Source organism: Magnetospirillum sp. 15-1, assembly GCF_900184795.1.
Taxonomy (GTDB): Bacteria; Pseudomonadota; Alphaproteobacteria; order Rhodospirillales; family Magnetospirillaceae; genus Phaeospirillum.
This window is the reverse complement of record NZ_FXXN01000021.1, coordinates 47,399-71,249: the sequence shown is the minus strand read 5'-3', so window position 1 is coordinate 71,249 and position 23,851 is coordinate 47,399. Positions and strand designations below refer to the sequence as shown.

General features: G+C 60.4%; 17 protein-coding genes. 14 read left to right on the top strand and 3 right to left on the bottom strand.

The features are described 5' to 3' along the window. Nucleotide 1: 1 nt before the first annotated feature. The 5 genes from CP958_RS07230 (at nt 2) to CP958_RS07210 (ending at nt 6,363) form a co-directional block, all read left to right on the top strand. Nucleotides 2–676 carry a M50 family metallopeptidase gene (locus tag CP958_RS07230; protein WP_096701309.1) on the top strand — a complete coding sequence of 225 codons (675 nt, stop codon included), beginning with the start codon at nt 2–4 and terminating at the stop codon, nt 674–676. Next, nucleotides 670–1,500, top strand: coding sequence for a PP2C family serine/threonine-protein phosphatase (locus tag CP958_RS07225; RefSeq protein ID WP_170958881.1), 831 nt, complete (start codon nt 670–672; stop codon nt 1,498–1,500). The genes CP958_RS07230 and CP958_RS07225 overlap by 7 nt, the downstream gene beginning before the upstream one ends. Further along, nucleotides 1,490–3,904 (top strand): bifunctional serine/threonine-protein kinase/formylglycine-generating enzyme family protein, encoded by a 2,415-nt coding sequence (locus tag CP958_RS07220; RefSeq protein ID WP_096701307.1) that lies wholly within the window; start codon nt 1,490–1,492, stop codon nt 3,902–3,904. The genes CP958_RS07225 and CP958_RS07220 overlap by 11 nt, the downstream gene beginning before the upstream one ends. Before the next feature lie 110 nt (nt 3,905–4,014). Continuing rightward, complete coding sequence (locus tag CP958_RS25840; protein WP_141400453.1) at nt 4,015–4,224, top strand: hypothetical protein; 210 nt, start codon at nt 4,015–4,017, stop codon at nt 4,222–4,224. 15 nt (nt 4,225–4,239) lie between these two features. Then, complete coding sequence (locus CP958_RS07210; RefSeq protein WP_096701305.1) at nt 4,240–6,363, top strand: bifunctional serine/threonine-protein kinase/formylglycine-generating enzyme family protein; 2,124 nt, start codon at nt 4,240–4,242, stop codon at nt 6,361–6,363. A gap of 19 nt (nt 6,364–6,382) precedes the next feature. On the opposite strand, the gene CP958_RS26295 is transcribed toward CP958_RS07210, so the two are convergent. From CP958_RS26295 to CP958_RS07190, 3 genes are all read right to left on the bottom strand, one after another. Further along, on the bottom strand, nt 6,383–7,717 hold the full coding sequence (locus CP958_RS26295) for a hypothetical protein (protein WP_170958880.1): 1,335 nt from the start codon (nt 7,715–7,717) through the stop codon (nt 6,383–6,385). Beyond that, complete coding sequence (locus CP958_RS07195; RefSeq protein ID WP_096701302.1) at nt 7,714–8,364, bottom strand: 4Fe-4S single cluster domain-containing protein; 651 nt, start codon at nt 8,362–8,364, stop codon at nt 7,714–7,716. The genes CP958_RS26295 and CP958_RS07195 overlap by 4 nt, the downstream gene beginning before the upstream one ends. A 285-nt stretch (nt 8,365–8,649) precedes the next feature. Further along, the gene (locus CP958_RS07190) at nt 8,650–9,528 is read right to left on the bottom strand and encodes a hypothetical protein (RefSeq protein ID WP_096701301.1); all 879 of its coding nucleotides are present in this window, start codon (nt 9,526–9,528) and stop codon (nt 8,650–8,652) included. Between the two features lie 153 nt (nt 9,529–9,681). Between CP958_RS07190 and CP958_RS07185 the strand changes: the two genes are divergently transcribed. The 9 genes from CP958_RS07185 to CP958_RS07145 are packed head-to-tail and all read left to right on the top strand — an operon-like array spanning nt 9,682 to nt 23,846. After that, nucleotides 9,682–11,697, top strand: a complete 2,016-nt coding sequence (locus tag CP958_RS07185; RefSeq protein WP_170958879.1) for an AAA family ATPase — start codon at nt 9,682–9,684, stop codon at nt 11,695–11,697. Between the two features lie 20 nt (nt 11,698–11,717). After that, nucleotides 11,718–13,277 carry a protein kinase gene (locus CP958_RS07180; protein WP_096701299.1) on the top strand — a complete coding sequence of 520 codons (1,560 nt, stop codon included), beginning with the start codon at nt 11,718–11,720 and terminating at the stop codon, nt 13,275–13,277. Nucleotides 13,278–13,322: 45 nt separating this feature from the next. Then, a complete protein-coding gene (locus tag CP958_RS07175) occupies nt 13,323–14,612 on the top strand; it encodes a VWA domain-containing protein (protein ID WP_096701298.1) in 1,290 nt (429 codons plus the stop codon). 9 nt (nt 14,613–14,621) lie between these two features. Further along, a complete protein-coding gene (locus tag CP958_RS07170; protein WP_096701297.1) occupies nt 14,622–16,388 on the top strand; it encodes a bifunctional serine/threonine-protein kinase/formylglycine-generating enzyme family protein in 1,767 nt (588 codons plus the stop codon). 27 nt (nt 16,389–16,415) lie between these two features. Continuing rightward, nucleotides 16,416–16,826: an FHA domain-containing protein gene (locus CP958_RS07165; RefSeq protein WP_096701296.1), complete on the top strand. Its 411-nt coding sequence runs from the start codon at nt 16,416–16,418 to the stop codon at nt 16,824–16,826. After that, nucleotides 16,807–17,697: a protein phosphatase 2C domain-containing protein gene (locus tag CP958_RS07160; RefSeq protein ID WP_096701295.1), complete on the top strand. Its 891-nt coding sequence runs from the start codon at nt 16,807–16,809 to the stop codon at nt 17,695–17,697. Before CP958_RS07165 ends, CP958_RS07160 begins: the two co-directional genes overlap by 20 nt. Then, entirely contained in the window at nt 17,660–19,561 is a 1,902-nt protein-coding gene (locus CP958_RS07155) for a hypothetical protein (RefSeq protein WP_141400451.1), read from the top strand. The genes CP958_RS07160 and CP958_RS07155 overlap by 38 nt, the downstream gene beginning before the upstream one ends. Next, nucleotides 19,562–22,126, top strand: a complete 2,565-nt coding sequence (locus CP958_RS07150) for a penicillin-binding transpeptidase domain-containing protein (RefSeq protein WP_096701293.1) — start codon at nt 19,562–19,564, stop codon at nt 22,124–22,126. Continuing rightward, nucleotides 22,110–23,846: a bifunctional serine/threonine-protein kinase/formylglycine-generating enzyme family protein gene (locus tag CP958_RS07145; protein WP_096701292.1), complete on the top strand. Its 1,737-nt coding sequence runs from the start codon at nt 22,110–22,112 to the stop codon at nt 23,844–23,846. The genes CP958_RS07150 and CP958_RS07145 overlap by 17 nt, the downstream gene beginning before the upstream one ends. Nucleotides 23,847–23,851: the final 5 nt, after the last annotated feature.

Here is a 23,851-nt window from a genome sequence, read left to right as displayed (position 1 = left end):
CATGTCGTTGCCCGCCCATTTCCATGTCGATCGGGCGGTCAACGCCCTGAAATGGCCGGCGGCATTCGGCTCGATGCTTGTGCTGATGCCGGCCTTTGCCACGCTGGTCGAAGCGGTGAAGCCGTTCTGGCTCAATCACAACCGAGGGATCGCCTTCCTGGCCGGCGCGGCTTTGTTCGCCCTGCCGGTGCTGCTGCGCCGCCGTATCCCCAGCCTTGGCTTCTGGGCCACCTTCGAGCACGAGATGACCCACATCCTGTTCGCCCTGCTGACGCTCCATCCGGTGCGCTCGATCCAGGCCACCGACGGCAACGGCGGGGTAATGAGCTATAGCGGCAGCGGAAATTGGCTGGTCACCATCTCTCCCTATTTTTTCCCCACTGTACCCTTGGTGGCGGGCATCATCGCCATGCTGCTGCCGTCATCGTTGCGGCCGTTCGGCATTGCCGCCGTCGGCTTCTCCCTGGCCTGGCATCTGGCGGCGACCTTGCGCGAGACCCATCCCGGCCAGACCGACCTGCAAAAGGTCGGCTTTCCCTTCGCCCTGGCCTTCCTGCCGGGGATCACACTGCTGTGCCTGGGTTTCGTGCTGGCCCTGGCCTATCGCGGCGCCTATGGGCCGGAATGGTTCTGGCTGCGCCTGTCCTCCAATTTCGCGAAGGCATTGCCATGGTGATCAAGGCCGGTTCCATCCCCTTCGGGCCACTGACGCTGCACTGGGCCGCTGCCACTCATGTGGGACTGGTGCGCGAGGGCAATGAGGATGCCTTCCGTGTCGTGCCGTTGCCTGATGAGGCCGGATTGCTGATCGTGGTGTCCGACGGTATGGGGGGCACCGCAGGGGGCGAGGTCGCCTCGCGGATTGTGGTCGAGACGTTGACCGATTGCGTTGGCCCTGACCTGGCAGCGCAGGACCGGCAGATTCGCTACGACGCCCTGCGCGGCTGCCTGGATCGGATCGAACCGGCGATGATGGATCGCATCCGCCAGGACATGGGCCTGTTCGCCATGGGTGCCACCGGGGTGTTCGCCAGTTTCGCGGCCGGCGAGTGCCTGCATCTGTGGGCCGGGGACAGCCCGCTTTATCGCTTTCCCGGCGACGGCGGCACCCCTTACCGCACCCGCGACCATTCCATGCTGCAGACCATGATCGAATTGGGCGAGTTCACCCCCGAGGAAGCTTTCGGCCACGGCCTGCGCTCGGCCATTACCTCGTGCTTTGGCGGCGGGCCGCAGGCGCGGCTGTCCATCGCGCCCAAATTCGACAGCACGAAAACATCGCCGTTCCTGCCGGTGGAAGCGGGCGACCTGTTCCTGCTGTGCACCGACGGGCTGTGCGGCGAGGTGCGGCCGGCGGCCTTGGCGGACCTGGTGCAGGACCTCCGTCACGATCCGCGGGCGCTGGTGCGGGCGGCCATCGACGCGGCGCTGGAGACCGGGGGGGCGGACAACATCACCGTGGTGGCGGTGGCTGTTACGGGGGGCGGGGATGGACATTGACCTGACGCCGATTTTCAAAGCGCAAGAAGGACGCAGCCTGGAAAGCGGCTATCGTCTTCAGCGCTATATCGGGCGCGGCACTTTCGGCGCCGTCTATCGCGGCGGCAAGGAACTGGCGGGCAGCCGGATCGATCGAGTCGATGCCGTCAAGCTGATCCTACCGCAGGGCAGCCCGGATTTTCGCCGCCGCCAATTGGATGAATTGCTCAAACTGCCGGGATTGGAACATCCCCATATCATCCGGTGCCGCGATGTTTACGAATGCGACACACTGGACGGTAGAGGCGCTTTTCCCGCGACTTCAGTTTTGACCCTGGTGATGGAACTGGCCCAAGACAGCCTGGAGGATCGGCTGAACAGCCTTCGGACCGAAAATCCCGGATCGCCCACCCGTCTTGCCCTGGCCCGACAGGTTGGCAGCCACATCGCCCAGGCCCTGGCCTGGTTGGATGAGCGCAAGCGCATGGTTCATCAGGATCTGAAGCCAGGCAATGTGTTGCGGGTGATCCAGGACGGCGAGGAAGTCTGGAAGCTGTCGGATTTCGGCCTGGTCAGCACGGTCGAGGAAGGCAGCTACCGGCGGTCCGACTGGACACGCGGCACCCTGGTCTACATGCCGCCCGAGGCTTTCCCCTCCCGCGATCATCCCAAGGTGATCGTCTCACCCAAATGGGATGTGTGGTCGCTGGGCTGCACCTTGGCGGAAATCCTGTCCGGGCGTCTGGCCTTTTCCGGGAACAGTGAGGGCGAAGCGACGGAAAAGATCTGGCGCGGTCGGCCGGATGTGCCTCCGTCCTCGCTGCCGGCGCCGTTCGACCGTGTCGTCGCCGGCTGTCTGGAGGCGGATCGCAAGAAGCGGTGGACGGCGCAACAGGTGGTGGACGCGCTGACCGAGCGGGTGAAGCCGGAAACCGTGCCCGCCCCGGAACGTCCCGTTCGTCCTGCGCCATCCTCACCGAATGCAACTGGGAGCACGTCCCGATCCGCCGGTTGGTTGGGGGCGTTGGGGGTTATGATAATTCTGGGTGGTATATCCCTATTGGTTTGGCGTCATGATGTTAGTGAGGAAAAAAGAATACAAGAAGTAAGGCAACAGAATTGGAGTGCTTGGCAGTCGCGTATGAAGCAGGCCTTTGACGCGGCGGCGGCGGTCACCGGCACCGCGGCCAACCGGCGCCAAGCCTGGGACCGATTCCTGGCCGAGTATGCCGAGGACAATCCCTTATCGACGGACGATCATTGGCTGCGGATCGAGGCGCAAAAGCGTCGGCAGGCCATCGTAGACGAAAAAACAGGCGGCACGTTGTCTGGTGCGGACTGGGCTGACCTTAACGCCCTGATTGAGGCGGCGGGCCGTCAAGGGGCGGGGGGCTCATCAGGGCTAACATCGTCGGAAACTGACAGACTTCATGGCTGGTCAATAGACATTGGCACGGAACAAAAATTAGATATCGCAACAAAATATGCTAACACTGAGAGGGAAGATATCATTTCAGCCAAGTTGGCTCGTCCATATATTACTGTAAAAATTAAAGAAGTTAAGTTCAATTCTGCAAGTTACTTCAAGAAAACCATTGTAGGAATGAGTGAATATGAAGCGCGAGGGGTCTGCAAGCGGATAATTTCGTCTGGAGGGATTTGCAACCTACGACAGCCAGAAGGTAGCTCGCCTTCCGCCCCACCACCTCCTCCTGGGGTGGTTGTGGTCTCGGGTCAGTGGATGCAACCAGGCTCGGTGTTCCGGGACGCCCCAGGGCTACCCGAAATGGTGGTGATTCCTGCGGGCAGCTTCTGGATGAATGCCCCGGACGATGACGAGTCCGGGAACCGACGGAAGCATCTGGTCACCATTGACAACCAATTTGCGTTGGGGAAATTTGACGTCACGTTTGCGCAATGGGACGCGTGCGTAGCTGATGGCGGCTGTAAAGGTTACCGCCCAGGAGATGAAGGCTGGGGGCGTGGAACTCAACCTGTCATCAATGTGAGTACAGAAGATGCAAATAACTACGCATCGTGGATATCGAATAAAACCGGGAAACATTATCGTCTGCCAACCGAGATCGAATGGGAATATGCAGCCAAAGCGGGAACAACGACAAGATATTACACAGGCGAGACCATTAACCAAAATCAAGCAAATTTTGACAAGGATAAGACAACCCCTGTAGGAAACTTTCCCCCCAATCCTTTTGGATTATACGACATGGTCGGGAATGTATACCAGCTGTTGGCTGGATGTGTGCGTGGTGGAGAAGCCTTCACTGAGCCATGCGGCGCTCCAGGAAAGGGTGGTTCATGGGTGTTTGATTCCGGTAACAGAACACCAGGTACTGATGCTTTAATTGGCCTTGGCCAGAGAGAAAGTTTTATAGGATTTCGTCTTGCGAGGACACTGCCATAACGAAGATAAGAATTATTTCAAGGATTATAAAGTTTGACCTATTTACGAGTCCCCCATCTGACCCAGGCAATCAAACCAGGAAAACGAACTCGTAACGTTAGGAGCACACCATGGTTTTATGCCCCGATCTCGTCGGCCAGATCATCGACGATTCCTATCGGCTTGATGTCCTGCTCGCCGAGAGCGCCATCGGTGGCGTGTTCACCTCCCGCCCGGTTATCGGCGGCCAGATCGTCGCGGCCTGCCTGGTCAAGAAATACCAACAGCGACCGAGTGCCGAGACTGTCGTCGCGCAACTTTCAAAATCACCATCGGAATAGTCCGCATTACGCACAATGCCTTCGCACGACATTAACCAAGACGTCTTCAGGAAAAGCCTTGAAGGGCTAACGTTCCCCGGAAACGGCGGCGTTCAATATATCCTGACCAAGTTGCTGGGTGCGGGTGGCTTTGGCGCGGTGTACCGTGCCGACCGGATCAAGGCGGACGCTTGGGAAGGTGAGGTTGCGGTCAAGATCTTCTGCATCAATTTCGATGCCGGCGCCGATGACGCGGTCAAGACCGCCCAGGCGGCCGATTTGGGGCGCAAACTCAACGAACTGCAAATCCAAGCCAGGGTCCGACACGACCATATCGTCGCAACCCCGGATCAAGGCTGTGGCGGCGTCAGTCTTGGGACGAAGCAGGGGTTGTTCCTTGAGTTGGAACTTGCCGACAGCGACCTGGAACAGCATGCCTTGTATGGATCGCAAGGGGGGCAGGTTGGTGAATTGGTTCAGATGATCGAAGACCTTTGTGCGGCGTTGAATTTTCTTCATGATCAAGATCATCCCGTCATCCACTGCGACATCAATCCGTCAAATCTGCTGTGGTTTGCCGCGCAGGACCGATGGAAATTGGGCGATCTTGGCATGGCCCGCGTCGCGGTCGGGCGCGGAATGGCCGTTTCCATCGAGCCCTTTGGCACGATTGCCTATATGGCACCGGAAATGTTCGAAAAGACCGTGCTGCCCGAAAGCGATATCTGGGCCTTGGGGTGTACGATCTATGAAGTTTTGACCGGCAGGCTGCCATTCGGCGATGGCCTGTCGGACAGGGACGCGAGGAAGCAGGAAATCCTGCATGCGTCATTTCCCCACGACGACGTGAATCTGCCGGCGCCCTTTGATCGCATCATTCCAGGCTGCCTGGAGAAGGACCCGAAGAGCCGATGGTCGGCGAAGCAGATATTGAACACTCTGGCTGATTTTCGAGAACCGGAGCGCCAGTCTGCGGCGGCAGAAACCCCAGCGCTCCATTCGGACTGGCTGATGTCGAACGCCCGGGCGGCTCGGGCGGCGATCATGGGGCGATGGGGTGAGCGGCGCTGGCAGCGGGCGGCTTTCGGGGCGGCCCTTTCACTGACGGTTGCCACGGTTGCGGGAATTTACATCATCGTGGATGGCCGATCTGGGCACCGGTCGCCCTTGGACTGGATGCACACGGCCATTGGCGATGCGTCGTTTACTCCTTCGTCCCCGATAGATGCCGCCGATGCGCCTCCCGGCATAACCATGATATCCGGGACATGGATGCAGGCCGGCTCCGTATTCAAGGATTGTCCCGACTGTCCCGAGATGGTGACGATTCCCGCCGGGTCGTTCTGGATGGGGTCAACGAAAGAAGAGCGAGCCTGGGCGGCGCGGAAAGGAATGGAGGGGGACTGGCTGAAACGAGAGGTCGTCCGGCGGCGCGTGACGATCGCCAAGCCGTTCGCAATGGCCAGAGCAACGGCGACCAGGGGGGAATGGACTCGGCTTTTCAGATTCTCGGGCACGGCCATGAGGGGATGCGGCGAAAACGATGAGCAAAACAAGGATGGGAGAGGCTGGTGGTTCCCCGGATGGGTGCAGAACGACGACCACCCGGTGGTCTGCATCAACTGGAATGACGCCAATGAGTTTGTTTCCGGATTAACTGCTGTTACGGCAGGAGATCGAAACGGCAAAGGACGGTATCGTCTGCCAACCGAGGCCGAATGGGAATATGCGGCTCGCGGCGGCGATCACACGGAATGGCGATTCTGGGGGAATGTCGACAACGAAGCCGCCACCTGCCTTTTTGCGAATATATTTGACGGAACCGCAGCTCAGCACAATAGAGGCACCCCCATAAGCTGCATCGACAACTATATGTACACAGCCCCGGCTGATGCGGACCAGTTCAGACCAAACCAATTTGGCCTGCGACAGATGATTGGCAACGTCATGCAGTGGACGCAGGATTGTTACCTCGAAGACCTTGGCAAGGCCCCCACCGATGGCTCGGCGGTTAGCGCATCGACATCGTGTCCTCGGGTTGTACGGGGGGCGTCATTCGCCAACAACGCCCCATTCCTTCGTGCCGCCGTTCGTTATATGGCGCCCCCCGACCTACGGGCACCGGATATCGGTTTCCGCGTTGTCCGCGACCTGCCGTGATAAAACGGCAAGGCCGACGCTATCGCTGGAAAAGCTTTCCGTCCCCCTTTGGCAGATCCTTCGCCGACTTGCTGATACGCTCCGGCGGCTTGCCGTCCCACGTCAGTTCGCCGGTGACAATGCCAAAGGCTTCGGCCATGCGGTTCTTCATGTCTTCCAGCACGTCTTCGGCTTCATCGCAGGTGCGCACCATGCCGCCGCCGGTCTCCTCGGCGGTCATCTCGAAACCATCCACGTCATACATGATGTCGCCTTCGACAGGCACACTAACCGAGAAGCCGCGCCCCGAGGCGCCCTGGGCAACCAGGATGTGGGCCGAAGCCGGGTGGCCGGGATGTTCCTCCTGCGGTGCGCCGACAACGAAGCCCATGCCGGACAGCACATCCATCATGCTGTTGACGATGTAGTCACGCTGGTCGGCCTTTAGCTGCGCCTCGTTGGCGCGGACCACCAGACTTTCGGCATCGGCGCGAACCTGAGTCAGCACTTCCATCGGTCGGTCGAACCGTTCATCCGTGATCGCTTGTTCGGCTTCAGCGCCACGGCTTACCAATTGCTCGACAGATGAGCCGCACCAGCGCATCAGCACATCATCAGCCTTCAAGCCCCCAAGGAATGCGCCAACCTCGCCCGCAACCTCAGCCGCCGCCTGTCGCCGGGCATGCCATTCAGCGCGTGCCTTGCCAACGGTCTCGACATGGCGGGCGGCTTCTTTCTCCAGGCGGTCCACCAGGGGGCGCAGGCTGGCGGGGTCGCCGGCATCACGCAGGCGACCGGCGTTGCTCAACGCGTCCTCCAGGGCACGGAGTCCGGCCGCATCAAATTTTGAGCGATCCTCAGTCAATTCGGCGGCAAGCACGTTGTGTACGGCGGCCATTCGTCCGCCCAACGCAGCCAGATCCCGAATTCTTTGGCGTTCGACGTCATCACGTTGCTTGCGTTCGATGGCGGCGACAATGTCCGACGAAAGGGCCTCTACCTCTTTTTGCAGTGCTGCGACCCGACCGACATCCGTGGCCGAGGCGATCCGGCCCGCCAATGCTGCGGATGCCGCCGAAAGGCGATTGACGTCTTCCGCCGCCATGGATGCGGCTTGATTGCGGGCCATTCGGTCAACCCCATCCAACCGCCCCTTGACGTCAGAGCGGGCCTGATCCAATCGGCGCTGAGCCTCCTTGCGGGCTTCTTCCTCGCGGCGCTTGCGCGCTTCCTCCTCGCGACGTTTGCGTTCCGCAGCCTCACGCTCGCGGCGGGCCTTGGCCTCGGCTTCTGCGCGGGCCTTGCGTTCCCGTTCCAGACGTTCAAGACGCTGCGGATCAAGTCGAACCGGGCTGTGCTTCGGACTATCGCTCATGAGGAAACCCGCCTTTCCAGAAGAATGCCTTTTTGCCCAAGACGTTGAGCCAGAGTTTGCGCGAAATCCGGCGCAGGCGGAACCCCGATAAATATGGGGGTTCCATCCTCTTCGAACCGGAATTCCAATCCCGCCGACCGATCAGCATCGATCAGCCGTTGCGCCACTTCAATTTTGTAGCGGTCGGTCAGCAGATGAAGGCGCTGATTGGAGGATCCACGCCACAACAGGTCGCCATGGAGTTCCTGGACATAGGGGCCGTCGATCAGCAAATCGATCTGATCGATTAGCGCTTGGTGCGCTACGCTGCCAAGGCGTTCCAATTGGTATCCCGTGTAACATAAGACCCCGAGATCACGCTTTGACCGGATCATCTGCACCAGTTCCGCCAATTCCGCGGCTTGATCCATGGGCTCGCCGCCAGACAGGGTGATCCCGTCGATACTATCTTGTTGCAGTACCCAATCCGCCAACTCGGCGACCGGCATGACCTCCCCCCCATCAGTCGGCCACGAATCCGGCACAATACAGCCGGGACAGCCACGGGAGCAGCCCTGTACCCAGATGCCGGCCCTTTTGCCGGGCCCAAGCACGGTAACGGGGCTGATGCGTCGGCGGATCCACAGGTGGGGGGAAGTGTCCGTCATGATCCGGGCTACCGCACCGAGAATGCATAAGTTTCACCGGATCTGAAGGGGCCGGAGTGCTTCCGTCCGTCGATATAGACGTTGGCCAACGACGATGTGTTGGACTTCCAGGTCAGACAGGCATGACCGTCGGCATTCGTCGACAGTTTTGCAGTCATTCCACCAAGCATCCCGCCAACCTCCCCAACGACCTTGACACCTGATGCGGGGCGTCCGCTGGCATAGGTGACCAGGATATTTACGGCCCCCATATCAATCCCCTTCCTATTCTGAACCATCTCCGCATCAAGTATTATTTCTGTTGTGGGGAATAATATCGTCACCTCGCAACAGACCTTTTGGTGGATGGCGCGGTTCCTTGACGACTTCTTTCGGCTCGGCTACCGCCTGCTTTTGGTCGGCGGCTGGAACAGGAGGTGGCGGCGGCAAGACAAGTTCCTTTCGACGAGTTGCCGCGAACTTCCGCACGGACATCTCAAATCGATCGAAACTCGTCCGTTCTTCATGATCCAGAGCAGCAAACCGCTTTTTATTAGCCAGGGCGAATTCCCTTCGCTCAGACGGTGTCGTTGGTCGGAAGGTCGCCAGCGCGGTCCCCTCCCGAACCATTTCTGCCCAGCGTGGCGCATTAAACTGCCGAATGATATCCTGCATCTGGGTGATAATCGGGTCAAAACCCTGCACGGCTTCGTAGAGGGAGACCTCGGCAGATCGACGGATCGATTGGTATGCCGACAGGGCTTCCATCACCTCCACGAAGGACGATTCGAATTCACCGACATTCGTTTCCAGCGCCTCCAGGGTGGAGCAGCTCGACATGTCGGCAATCATGGACAGGCATCGACTGAAGCGGTCGGCAATGAATCCAGCAGATTTAGCAGCTTCACCCGATGCGTCCTCAATACGATAGCGAGGAATATCGAACATTTCTGCCGAAAGAGCTGTGTCAGCTTTTATATAGCCGATCAAGGCCCCGCCAAAAGCAATGTCGTTTTTATTAATGATCCACGCCAATTTTCCTGTGGCGGGAGCAATGATGTCGACTTCTTTCGAGCCGAATTTTAAAAGTGCGATCACGGCCCCTTGACCAACGGATCGGGCTGCGCTCGCCTCTACGACTTCGCCCTCTCCGGCGATATTTGGCACGATAATCTTGCTGGTCATTACCCCAATGCCTCGGAATTCCGCTATTCCAAATCCCCAAGCCCAACAGGACCAACTCGATTACACCTTTTCACCTCTCGATGGTCAAAGCATAATCACCGTGGCGTGCATCAAATGTCCGTCCGCAATCGGCGCAAGTTTAGGGAGGGGGGAATGAATTCTGCCTGGATTCGGGAGTTCCAGACGACCGTGTTGCGGCGCAAGCACGTCGTGCTGCACGGCAATGTGCTCGACTACTGCCTGTGGAATGACAGCTACATCACCGTCGGTCAGTTCCTGCGCAACTTCTTTGCCGAGCAGGGATTTGAGGTCATAGCCAGTTATGACGAGGTTGATGGCTACCGCTTTGAAGAGGTCGAGCATCGTGCTTCTTCCCCGGCGCAGCCGAATCAGCAGCCTTTGCCCGACGACATGCGGGCGCGATTCTTCGAGATCGTCCGTCGCTCGGTTGCCTCGGAACGTGGGGCCGCCCAGCCTCAAGCCGCCCAACCCGCCGCTCCGGCGGCTCCAGCCGATCCGACAGCTCCCCCACCTCGTCAGGCTCCAGGCCGAGCCTCCCCTCAAGCTGCCGCTTCCAACCAGCGCATTCCGCCGCTGGAAGCCTTCGCCCAAATCCGCCACGCCTTGCGCCAGCCCCAATCAGCGGTGGCGGCCATCATTGAACTGGGCGATTTGCTGACCGTCCAGACTGAGAATTACGGCGAGGGCGAGCGTCAGGCCCTGGTCACCCTGCGTCGTGGCATGGAGGACGCCGCCGTCATCCCGGAAGGCCGGGCATCGGGGTGTCGCAACACGGTGGTGTTGCTGGCCACTAACGGCCAGAAAGTTCCCGCCTGGCTGTATCGCGACAACCCCCACGTTGCACTGGTCCAAGTTGGCGTGGCCGACAAGGATGAGCGGGTTCATTACGCCCGCACCTTTATGCGCCCTCAGGGCGGATTCCTGGGTTTCTTCGGCGGCGGCGAACTGTCTGAGACGCCCCCCAGTCCCCGTGAGCCCAGCCAGTTTGAGTTGGCCGTGGAAGAGTTGGCGAACCTGACCGAAGGCTTCACCGTCATCGATCTTGAGGCGCTTCGCCGTGCCTCCCACATCGCCCGCCGTCCGGTCTTGCCGGGGCACACCCGTCAATTGGTGGATTATTTCAAGTTCGGCGAGCAGGACGATCCGTGGGAGAAGGTGGACGCCAAACGCATCGCCGAGGCCGGCGAGGTGCTTCAGCGCCGCGTCATCGGCCAACCAAGGGCGATCCAGTCGGTGGTCGATATGCTCTACGCCTCGCGCCTGGGGGTCTCGATGACCGGCAGCAGCAAGAGCGCCAAGCCCAAGGGCGTGTTCTTCTTCGTCGGCCCCACCGGCGTCGGCAAAACGGAACTGGCCAAGACCCTGACCGAATTCGTGTTCGGCGACGACCGCGCCTTCGCCCGCTTCGACATGAGCGAATACCAGGAGGAACACGCCGCCGCCAAGCTGATCGGCGCTCCGCCCGGATATGTCGGCTACGACGAGGGTGGCCAATTGACTCGGCGAATGCAGGAGCGCCCCCACAGCATCCTGCTGTTTGACGAGGTGGAAAAAGGCCATCCCCGTGTGCTGGACAAGTTCCTCCAAATCCTGGAGGACGGACGCCTGACCGACGGCAAGGGCCAGACTGTATTCTTCAACCAGGCCGTCATCATCTTCACCAGCAACATCGGCGCCGCCCAGTTGGGCGATCAACTAGCCCAGGTCGGCATCGACGGCATGACGCCCGAGGCCGTCGCCGCCCACTTCGACCATTACGTAAAACAGCACTTCATCAACGACCTGAAGCGCCCGGAACTTCTCAATCGGCTGGGCGAGAACATTGTGGTGTTTGACTTCCTCCGCCCCGCCTTCGTACACGGCATCTGCGACAAGTTCTGTCGCCTGTTCATCGACAACGCCCAGACCAAGCTGCGCTGCCAGATCATCATTGACCCGTCGCTTTCGGACTGGATAGAGCGGGTGATGGCCGAAGGCGACAAGCTGGCCTTCGGCGGCCGTCGGGTAAAGACCGAACTGGAAATGCTGTTCGAGCGCGCCTTCCCCCGCTGGGTGTTCCAGCACCAGGATGATCCGAAAGCATTGGAAGGACGGACCTTGACGCTGGGGGTGGATGACGTCGGCCAGCTTCAGGTGGATGTTCGATAGAGCGAGGGGGCGTTGATAGCATGTCCGGTCCTCACGACATCACTTGCCGACTGCTGGTCAACGAGCAGCTAACACCCGAAATTCTGCTGGGGGAATTTCTCGGGGGCGGCAGCTTTGGCGGCGTGTTCCGCTATGACAGCGTTGTCGGTGACCGCAAGGGGGCCGGGCGGCGTGCGGTGAAGGTGATCTTCCCCGATCCCAATCCAAGGATCGCCAGGGACCAGATGAACGAACTACTAGTTCTGCCCGATCTGGACAACGATCATATCGTCAGGGCCTTTCACTGCGGCCAAGTGGACGTAAGGAAGATCAACGCATCGATTCTATACATGACGATGGAACTGGCGGATCTGGACCCGAATGGCCGACCGATCACGCTCAGGACCAAGATCGATGCTTTGACGGGGGCTGCGGCCCTTAGTCCGTCACGTCTTAGTCTGGCGCGAGACGTGGGAATGGCGATGACCTGCGCCTTGGAATATTTCGCCACGCAATCCGATCGCTTGATTCATCGGGATATCAAGCCGGAGAACGTCCTGAAGGTGAAGGGGGCGTGGAAACTGGCTGATTTCGGATTGGTGCGGGCGCTGGGGGAGGATGCCTATCGCCGCAGCAGCCAAGCTATGGGCACCTATCTGTACATGCCGCCGGAAGCCTATGACGGCAAACAGTCACAGGCTTGGGACGTCTGGTCCTTGGCGGTGATGTTGTCGGAAATCCTGACCGGCCGGATGCCTTTCGATGGTTCACAGACGGAAGTCATGCGCAAGGTTCTGTCTGCCGCTCCGGATTTTGGTGGTGTCAAATTACCTGAGCCGTTCCATCGGCTCATTCGAGGCGGCCTTGAACGGGACGCGCGCAGACGCTGGACCGCCCGGCAGATCAAAGAGGCGCTTGATGCGCCGCCTCGGCCAGAGTCACATAGCGTCCCCAATCCATCGCCGCGGGCGGTCGAGGCGCCTTTTGTCCTTCAAGGGGGCGTCACCGTCGCAGCGAGGAGAAGTGCTGGTCCAGGTTTTGGAAACAAAAGGCCATCCGATGCGGATATAGCCAACGACCCGCGCGTGATTGAAATCCGGAGAGGCAACGAGGCCAGGAACGAGGCGCTTCGCCGAAGTACGGAAGACACCATCAGAATAATGAACCATCTGAGGGATGTCGCGGATGTTATCAAGAACAACCCGAATGATCTGGGGGGCCTGGGGCGGGCTTACGCCCGCCATCGCGCTCCGGCGCCAGTGGAGCAATTTCCCGCCCCACCCTCTAACGTAGAGCAAACAGCGTATCAGCGAGCTAAGCCACCCTCAAGAGCCAGGGGGCAAAAAGAGGGGGGTAGAAAAATTAGCCTCATGATCAGTATGGGGTTTGCCGTCCTCTGCGCAGGATATCTTCTCATCCCAATTACAAAATATGAAGCTGCTGTTAGCTTATATGTCTGCGCTGGCTTTGATCAGTACAGAGTGCCCCCATACGGACTTTGGGGGAAATATGCACTAAGAATGGAAGATGTTCGCAGTGATGGCTTTATCAGGCCGTCTTGTCTTGAGTACAGGGGTGTTGCGGATAAAATTACTTGGTAGGCGACAATTTTTCATAACAATAATCGTCATGTGTAGAGGGGAATTATGTTCAACCTGACTCTCGACTGGGACATCCCCAACCACCTCGACCGCAAGCGGCCGCAGACCCACTTCCTGCGGGCGCGGCTGACACCGACGGTGCAGGCGGGGCGGGGGCTGCCCACCCGCATGGCCATCGCTCTGGATGTCAGCTCCTCCATGGGCAGCGAGAACAAGCTGGCGCGGGCCAAGGAAGCGTTACTGGCGGTGGTGCGTCAGCTGCGCCCCGAGGACCGGCTGTCGGTGGCCGCTTATTCGGGAACCGTGACGCCGTTGTTCGACGGCATTGCCGGTGGTCCCGGTGCGGTGCGGAGGGCGGAAGAGGCGTTGGCTCGCCTGTCGGCCGAGGGCATTACCCGCATGGATCTGGCACTCGATTGGTTGGGGCGGGCCGTTCCCGATACCGCCGGAACGGTGCGCGTCGCCATCCTGATCACCGACGGCGAGCCGACCACCGCCAAGGGCGTGGTGCTAACCGAGGCCGCCGATCTGGACGGCATCAAGGAACGGGGGCACCGGCTGCGCTCCTCGGGCCTGTCGCTGTGGGCGTTGGGGTTGGGCAATCCCTCGGACTTCAACGGCGCCTTTCTGGAAGACATCGCGCCTGGCGGCTTCATGCTAGCGGCCGATCCGGCGACGCTGTCGGCCCGCCTGCAACACCGTCTGTCCGAGGCGCAATCCATGGCCACCGAGGGCATGCGCCTAATCGTACGTCCGCTGATGGACGGCGCCAAGGCCAAGGCGTTCTGCCGGATCGCCCCGACTTATGCCCCCCTCGATATGCCGTCGGCGGCAGGTGCGCCGGTGTTCGCCGGCCCAGCGGCCAGCGGTGGTCCCACCGATTACCTGATCGAGTTCGAGGTTCCACCGCCCCCGATGGCGGCGCCAATGTTGGGCGGGCGCCCGGCTTCGACCCCGGCGGATGTCGCCCTGGTACGGATCGAATCCGCCGATGGCCGCTTCTCCGCCGAACAGAAGGCCGTCATCATCTACACCGCCTCGGTTTCCGAATCGCAGAAACGCGACCGCGAGGTCGATCAGGCTCGCCTGCTGTGGGAAATGAACCTGTGCGGCCAAAAGGCCACCTCCTCCACCGACCGCAATGCCACCCGGGAATTCTTTGTGCAGATGGCGGTAGCGGCGGAACAGGCTGGTCGCCCCGACGTTGCCGTGGCGGCCAAGGAAAACGTGCAGGAACTGGACAAGAGTGGCGACATTTCGAAGCGCCGCACCACCGAACTATTCGGCCTGATGCGTGACGACATTCTACCGCGCAAGCCCGACGACAGGAAATAGAGGCCGACAATGGATTGGAAATCCCTGGAGGGTCTGAAATTCCGCGGTGGCCATGGTGACACCGAATACCGCCTCGGCGTCCGTCGCGGGTTCGGCGGATTCGGCTCGGTGTTCGAGGCGACGCGGAGCCAGAGCGGCCAACCCGATGCGCGGGTGGCGGTCAAGATTTTCCTGGTCGAGGAAGAGGAGGAAGATGAGAACGGCAAAATTGTATTCGTTCTCGACCACGCGGGCCTAACGCGGAAGCTGAATGAACTGATGACGGTGGCTGCGGAACGGCACGACTGTATCGTAGCCACACCCCGCCACGGCGTCGGCAGCGTCGATCTGCGCGGGCGCCATGGCGTGTTCATGGAAATGGAACTGGCCGAGTGCGACCTGCTGAAGCGCATGAGCAGCGGGCGCATGTCGGTGGATGAGGTCCGTAAGCTGGCGGTCGATATTTGTCGGGGGCTGGCCTTCCTGCACGACCGCCCCAATCCTATCGTCCACCGCGACCTCAAGCCGGGCAACATTCTATGGTTCGCCGGTCAAAAGCGGTGGAAGTTGGGCGATCTGGGGCTGGCTCGCGAATTGTCCCAGCCCGGTCAATTGACGCGTACCGCCCAGATCGGCACCCCGATCTACATGTCACCCGAGGCGTTCAAGAGCGAGGTCGGCCCGGCCAGCGACATGTGGGCACTGGGGGTGATTATCGCCGAACTGCTGACCGGCCGGGTGCCGTTCGGGCATGGGGTCAGCGAGGTGTATCAGGTGATGTACCAGATATTGGAGGGGCGCCCCGATTTCGGAGGTACGCGCCTGCCACCACCGTTCGACCGCATTGTCGATGAGTGTTTGAGCAAGGAGTGGAAAAAGCGGGTGAGCGCCGGTCAGGTGCTCGATATGCTTGGGGAGCAATCTGCTGCTGCCCGGGCGAATGTTGGTGCGGTGGTCAATAAGAGTCCTGCTGTTGCCCCGTCTTCTGCTCGCTACACCCCTGGCCAGATTATTCGTGCGACGTTGCGAGATGGCAGCGCGGCACCGGAATTGTGCGCGATTCCTCCTGGGGTGTTCGACATGGGGGATCTGAGCGGAAAAGGTCTGGAAGACCAACGCCCCGTAGTCCATAGCGTTAAAATTGATTATTGGTATGGTCTGGGTCGCTTTGCGGTGACCTGTGATGAGTATGGCTTATATGTAAAATCGAGAAATATACGAACCAACAGCTGTCATGAACGGGCGAGCGGTCAGTTTCCAGTCACCCACGTCAGTTGGAACGATGCGCAAGATTACATTAATTGGCTGAATAAATTGAATGGATTTAGCTTTGATTGCAAGCATCGTTGGCGCCTGCCGACCGAATCGGAATGGGAATATGCTTGCAGAGCAGGGAGTCGCACGGAATTTTGGTGGGGTGACCAAATTTCGACAAGCAAAGATAATTATGGCGGGAACTACGATGATAAAGGGGAAACGGGGCGGTGCCGGAAGGAAATCGTCGCAGCTAACAGGTTTCAACATAATAAATGGGGGCTTTATCAAATAATTGGAAATGTATGGGAGTGGTGTGAGGATGCTTATCTTAGTGAATCATATGAAGCGTACAATTGGGTTTATCCTCAGGCAGTCACTCCACAACATGCTGACAAAAGACATTACACAGGTCAGCGGGTAAAGCGGGGGGGGACATGGGCTAGCTCTCCAAATCGCACCCGCTCCGCTCACCGTTCTGCACTGCCCCCCGATGCACACACCAACCGCACTGGATTCCGTCTTGCCCGGACGCTCCCATGACTACGGAAGCATTAAGTTGGAGGAGACATGGCTTTCCCCCCCCTTGGCGGCGGTGACTTGATCCGGCGGGAACGCCTGTCACCCGACACCGCCATCCTGAAACTGCGCAACGGGCCCAGGGCGGGAACCGTGTTCCGCCTTGACCTCCCGCGCGCCGTGCTGGGCCGGTCCGATCCGCCGCACAGCACGGCCGATCTGGACCTCACCGGATTGGAGCCGGCCCCCGGCGCCATGATCTCCCGCCGCCATGCGGAAATCGACTGGGCCGACGGCACGCTGTCGATCCGCGATCTGGGCAGCCGCAACGGTACCTTCGTCAACAGGGTGAAACTGGAGCCACCCAAGCCCGGCGATCTGGGGGCGAAAGCCCTGGCGGTCGGCGATGTGATCCGTCTCGGCCAACTGGAGATGGAAGTCGATGCAGATCGAAGCCGGTAGCGCCCCCTTTGGCCCTTACCGACTGAACTGGGTAGTGGGCACCGACCAGGGGCATGTGCGCCAAGTCAACGAGGATGCAGCCCGCGCCGCACCTCTACCCTCGGGCGACGGGCTGCTGGTCGCTCTCTCGGACGGCATGGGCGGCCATGTCGGCGGCCGCATTGCCGCCAATCTTGTCGTCGATGCCATTCTGTCGGCTGCCGACCAGGATTTGTCGGGGGATCGTCCCCAGCGTTACGAGACGCTGGTTAGCGCGATGGACAGTGCGCAAGACGCCATCAGCGCCCGCATCTCCGAGGACTTCTCGCTGATGAAGATGGGGGCTACCGGCGTCGCCGCCCTGTTCGCCCATGGCGAATGCCTGCACCTCTATGCCGGCGACAGCCGCCTCTATCGCTTCCCCGGCAACGGCGGCCCCGCTTATCAGACCACCGATCATTCGGTGATCCAGGTTTTGCTCGACCTCGGCCAGATCACCCCGGAACAGGCCCGCGACCACCCCATGGCTTCGGTCATCACCTCATGCTTCGGCGGTGGGCCACAGGCCCGGTTGACCATCGCCCCCGAGATCGACAGTGAAAGCCCCTCGGCCTTTCTCCCAGTTGCCGCCAATGACCTGTTTTTATTGTGCAGCGACGGCTTGTGCAAAGAGATCGATCATTCCACACTGGTGGAGATGGTCGCCGGTCGCTACACCCCAGAGAAGTTGGTCCAGGCCTGCATCGAGGCGGCGCTGAATGCCGGGGGGCACGACAACATCACGGTGGCCGTGGTGATGGTGGAACAGATGGATGCGTCCGCGCGGAATGATGATGGGACGATAGGGGGAAACGATGGCATTAAATTGGAAGGACCCTTTGGGGAAAAATAAGGGCAAGGACGAGCCTGCGGTCGTCGTTCCACCCGCGCCCAAGTTGCTGGGCAACCAAGGGCAGATCCTGACCACCCTGGTGTTCGAGGGTGTCGAGGATCCCTTCGACTACGATGCGCTGTGGAGAGGCAAAGGCAAGTGGCGTCTCCCCCAGGGTCAGAAGTGGGCCAGCCTGTTCGATGCGATCCGCGACAATCCCATCATCAAGATCGCAGCGGTAAAAAAGGGCAACGATGAACTTGATGAGAACGTGGCCCATACGGCCTCCTCAGTCGTCATCCATGTCAGCGAATCTCAATACAACCGCTTCACCGCCACAGGTCCACAGCACGTGCTTCGCGGTCAAGCCCGGCTGGATGACATCCATTGCGGCAAGAAGCAGAAGCACTTTGAGCGTGACAAACCCAAATTCGCCTTCATTCCGACCAAGGGGCTGGCCGAGGGGCGAATCATCGTCAAGTTTGGAGTTTCCATCTATCTCCCCGACGACGGCGAAGCGCCGTTCGGCGATCTGCTGATCGGCGGTGCCGACGGCGAGTTGGTCGAGGCGGCGCCGCTGCGCATGATGAAACGCCAGAATGCCGAGGAATATCTCGGCCGCATGATCGAATTCCCCGGCGGTCTTTACGCCAGCCAGCAGGTCGTCCTGCTGTCCCACTGCATGGAGCATTCCTCGATTCCGGTGGGCGACATCCTGCCCAGCGCTTTTGACGGTGGGATCGCCATCAGTGTGGCCAACTGGAAGAAACTGATGGAGGGCGAGGCGGTCGCGCCGGACACCATCTTCTTCGGCCTTGACGCAGCGACCGACACGGTACGCCGAGAGAACGGTTTGGTCATCGCCACCATCAAAATCAAGGACGAGGACGGCCCGGTCGAGGGCAACGAATTCCGCATCGCCCTGCGGCATCCTTCCGTCCACCAGCCCCAGCCCGCGCAAGCCGGGGCGCAACAGGCCAAGGCCGATAACAAGGCGGGCCAGGCAGGCGGGCAGGCTAAGTCTGGCGAACAGGCGGCCCACCAAACGCCTCCGCGCCGACCCGAGGTGGTGGCCGCCGATGCCGACCAGCGCCGCCACAACCATACGACGACGGTCTTCGACATCCGCCCCCAGAGGAATGGCGCAATTGCCGAGGTTAATGTGCAGGTGGAGGTGCATGACGGCCCCCACTTCTCCAATCTTGGTGTGGGGTTGTGGCGCTTGTCCCCCGGCGGGTCGCACCGGTCATGGACCATCGCCTTTGACGAGGAAGGTCGCCCCGCCCGTACCCTGGATCCCGCCCGAACCCTTCGGTTGATGTCCACGGCGGGAAGCGATCAGGTGACCTGGCAGGCCCCAGGAATGGCCCACGAGCAGCCGGTCGGGGCCTTGCCCGCCAAACTGAGCTGGGGGGGGAATACTCCAGTGCGGATTTTGGCGGCGCCGAGTGCGTTGCGGGAGCGCTTCTTCGGTTACGTTCCCGTGGCCGCCGGGTCCGACATGACGGTTTCCGGCGATTGGAACTGGATTGGCCGCGCCAAGTTCGGAGCCTTCCGCGAACTCGATAACATGGCGCTGACCGACGGCAAGAGCATCAGTATCGACAATTTGCAGATGTCGCGTTTCCACGCGGCGTTCCGCCAAGCGGCAGGCGGTGGTATCACCCTACGGCAATTGTCGACCACGGTGCCGCTGATCATCGTGCGCAAGGACGGAACCGTGGAGAATCTGGCGCCGGAGACCTGGGGGCAGGCGGATCGGGACGCGGTTGCAGACCATTACGAAAAGACCGGTGAGTACGAAATCCGCGAAGGCCGTGAAAAGATTTTGCAGCCGGGTGATTTGTTCGTGATCGGGGCCTATCTGTTCCGACTGGAGGAATAGGTGCCCGCACGGCTTCTGCTCTTCCTTCGGCGCGGTCTGTTGCTGCTTCCGGTGCTGATTGTCGCCATTGCGCTGCTTCATATCCATCAGCGCCAGGACGATCCAAAACAGCGGCCGCCGGGATCCGCTGCGCGGCTGTTCAGCCAATTGATCGATTCCAAGCTCGCGACGTTTGATCCGGTCTCCTACCGGATCGACCTCCCGGCCGAGGATGAGGGGCTGTTGCGGGTATTGTTGGCGAAAAATGGTCAATCCTCCTCTTCAGCCGAGGATGCAGAACACGCCCGCAAGCTGGTTCGCCGTCTGTACGGCACAAATTCCGGACAGACCCTGATCGCCGAAGTGGCGCAGTGGAATGCTGTTCACCATTTCGCGGCCGTGCGTGACAACGCCCCCCCCGACGTCACGGGTGCGTCCTGGTCGGCCTGGGGGCATGGAACGGCCTTGCCGACCACAGACGACGTTCCCCTGTCACTGGGCTTCGTCAATCTGCCGATCGAGGGGATTCCCGAGGGCATGGGTGATTGGGTGGCGGCGGCCCCCCACAGCGTCAACGGCATTATCCACTTAAAAAGGGAAGTCACCGTCAGTGGAAAGTCCGACTTGACCGTTCAGGTCGTCGGCACGCCGACAGAGGTTACGGTCAACGGCGCCAAGCTTGCCATTGATCAATATTTTAAGCTTCGTGCCCCCTGCCGAAACGGGGGCGAAATCCTCGGCGATTTGGCACGGATCCTGAAAAAGCAGTGGTGCAGCAGCGATACGGCCCCAAGCGCCTATGCCATGGTCCGACCGCTGCCCTTGGTGCAGGGCGTCAATAAGATCGAGATCGCTCTCCAGCCGACATCAGTCCCGGACGACAGTGTCGGCGGCATTCGTATCCGCCTTGATCAAGGCGTTCTGACCTGGCGTGACCTGAAACACAATCATCGCGATACCGCTGATGTTCAGTTGACCTTGGGCGATGGCACCGAGTTGACCGATGGGGAGGGAAAGGCGACTGAAGCCGCTCGCAACCTTGATCTGGTCCGCGTCACCGGCCCCGGTCGCTCTTTCACGGGGTCCTTGATCGAGCGCCTGTCCCAGGGACTTCCTTCAGGAGAATCACACCAGGCGACGCTGACGATCGACACCCGCTGGCAGAAAGCGGCAACTTCCGCTCTATCCGCAGTGCCGCAACGCGAAGGCCGAATGGCGTCGCTGGTCCTGATGGACGCTGAAACCGGCGACATCCTGGCCGTGGCCGAACGGCACGGACATGTGGTGCCCAAGCATGCCAATTCCTGGGATCTGTTGTCGTTCCAGCAGGTCTATCCGGAACTCGATCCCATTCAGGTTCGGGCGTGGCATGGCGCCGGGCGTCACTTCACCCCCGGATCGACCTTCAAGATGGTTTCCGGACTGGCCATCGCCCATGCTGCCGCGCAGGGCGCAAACGTTCAGGAACAGGTCGATGGCGTATCCGAAGGGGCGTTGACCAGTTCTCTCGGCATCCAGCGTCGATACGAAATCGCCAAATCGAAGGACGGTAAGCCCGAATATGGTGACGATTATGGCTATTATCGCCCCTCCCTTCTAGAAGACCTGAATGTTGGCCGTGCCTATCACAACGATAAGAACGGTGCCCGGGTTGAATCCCTGATGCAGGCGTTCCGCACCGATCCCTGTAGTCGGGGCAGGGCGCGACCGCACCTGGGGCTGTGCGAGGCCATGGCAGAATCCTTCAACATCTGGTTCGTCCGCATGATGGAGCTTATCGACGGTCAAAGTACGTATCAGTTCGACAAAGCCCGGTCCGGTCTCACCGATGCCCAGGCAGCGTCGCTGGCGGTACCACACACCCATTTTTCCACAGTGCTGAAGGTTATCGGCCTGGACAAAGCGGACGATCCAAAGCAGCCGAGAGGGGATGACCTTCTGCCCGGTCTCCCCCTTGTTGATGGCATTTCCTACCGGGCGGACTCGGTCGCCTCGTCCCTGTTGGCAGAGAGTGCGGCCAAGGTGAAGGGGCGTTTGTTGACGCACGATCTGATGTTCGCCGCCTACGGCCAGGGCGTCGCGGCGACACCGCTGGCGGTCGCCCGTGTGGCCGCAACCGTTGCCCAAGGCAAGCCAATCCAGCCGCGCCTCGTGTCCCGCCTGGACGGCGATGATCTGCCCCTTCGGGAAATGACCGACAAGCTGGAACTGGATTCGAACGTTCTCAAGGAACTACGGGCCGGCATGAAGGCAGTCCCGGCCAAGGGCACAGCCAAGTCGTTCTTTGGCGCGAACAGCCCGCTCACCCCATTTCTTTGGGCCAAGACCGGTACCGCCAATGTGGCGTCGAAGGACCATCCATCACAACTGGAAAAGTACAATACAGGGTGGCTGGCAGGCTGGATCGACGGCCAAGGCCAGCAATTTGGCCCGCATAAAGTGGCCTTCGCCTGCATGGTCACCCATTGGGAGGACTATGGCTCCGCAGCCTGCGCCCCGGTCATCGCCAACCTGATGCGAAATTATCAGCCCGTGCTTCCTGATACCGCCCCCCAGGGAAAGAAGAGCAATGCTAAGAAACGGTGACCGACTGGGCGATTACGAGATCATCGCGGAAATCGGCGGTGGCGGTTTTTCCAACACCTACAAGGCCGTCGATCCGACCTTGGGGCTGGAGGTGGTGATCAAGGAACTGGCCCCGGCGGATATCGTCGTCCATCGCGGTCGGCAGGTGGAGGCCAAGCCCGGCAAGGAAGCGGTGTTCGACCATTGCCGGACCAAGTTCCTGCGCGAAGGCCGCGCCCTGGCCGAACTGGCCGGCCATCCCAATGTCGTCCGCGTCATGCGCCATCTCGAGGCCAACGGCACCGCCTATCTGGTGATGGAATTCATCCCCGGACGGACGCTGGGCGATCTGGCGATGGACGGCGGTGGGCGGCTGACCGAGGCAGTATTGCGGCCGCTGCTGGACGGCATCCTCAAGGGGCTGGCCGACGTCCATGCCAAGGGCTTGCTGCATTTGGACATCAAGCCCGACAACATCATGATCCGCGACGGCTGGAACGTGCCGGTGCTGATCGATTTCGGGCTGGTGCGCGAGATCGGTTCGGGCACCCGCTACGCCGCCGGCACGCCGCCCTTCGCCCCACCAGAACAGGAAGGCGGGGTGGTTGGCCCATGGTCAGACCTTTATGCCCTGGCCATGACCGTCTACACCCTGACCATAGGCTCGAATGTTCCCAATGCCAGTGAACGGGTCGATTGCCTCAGCAACGACGAAACGGACCCGCTGATCCCGGCAGGTCGGGTTGGTCAGGACCGGCTTTCGCAATCCTGGTGTGAAGGACTCGATTGGGCCTTGGCGCTGAAACGCGGGAAACGCCCGCAAAGCGTTGAGGCATGGCGAGATCGGCTTGGGGCGCAATCTGCTGCCGCCAGGGCGAATGGTGGTGCGGTGGTCAATAAGAGTCCTGCTGTTGCCCCGCCTTCTGCTCGCGGCTACACGCCCAGCCAGATCATTTCTGCGACATTGCGTGACGGCAGCGCGGCGCCGGAGTTGTGCGCGATTCCTCCGGGTGTTTTTGATATGGGGGACCTAAGCGGTAAGGGCTATGGTCATGAACGTCCTGTGGTTCGGGGGATAAGGATCGACGACTGGCTTGGCTTTGGCCGTTTCGCTGTGACGTTTGAAGAATACGACCGGTACGTTGCGGCGAAGAAGGTGACACGCCCGACTGATATGGGCTGGGGCTGTGGTCGTCTTCCGGTGATCAATGTCAGTTGGGACGATGCGCAGGGTTATATCGGCTGGCTGAACGATCAGAGCGGTTTCGGCCCCAGTGACCGGCATCGTTGGCGTTTGCCGACGGAAGCGGAATGGGAATATGCCTGCCGTGCGGGAAGCAAGACGGAGTTCTGGTGGGGGGACGAGATCTCGACCAGCCAGGCGAATTACCAAGGCAATCATACCTTCGGCAAAGGGGCGAAGGGGGTGTCCCGGCAGCGGACGGTGGCGGTGGACAGTTTCGCCCCCAATCCGTGGGGTCTGTTTCAGATGCACGGCAACGTGTGGGAATGGTGTGAGGATGCATATGACGAGAACGCATATGGAATGCATCCAGATGTTTATGCTAACGCACTCAACTCAATGCACCTTGGAGAAGAACGGAAAGTCAGTGGGTGCGTGTTGAGAGGTGGGTCTTGGTGCATGCAACCAAGCGAACTGCGTGCAGCCTCCCGTTTCCGCAGCACTCCGGACCAAATGTTTCGCGATATCGGGTTTCGTCTCGCCAGGGCTTTGCCATGAGTACG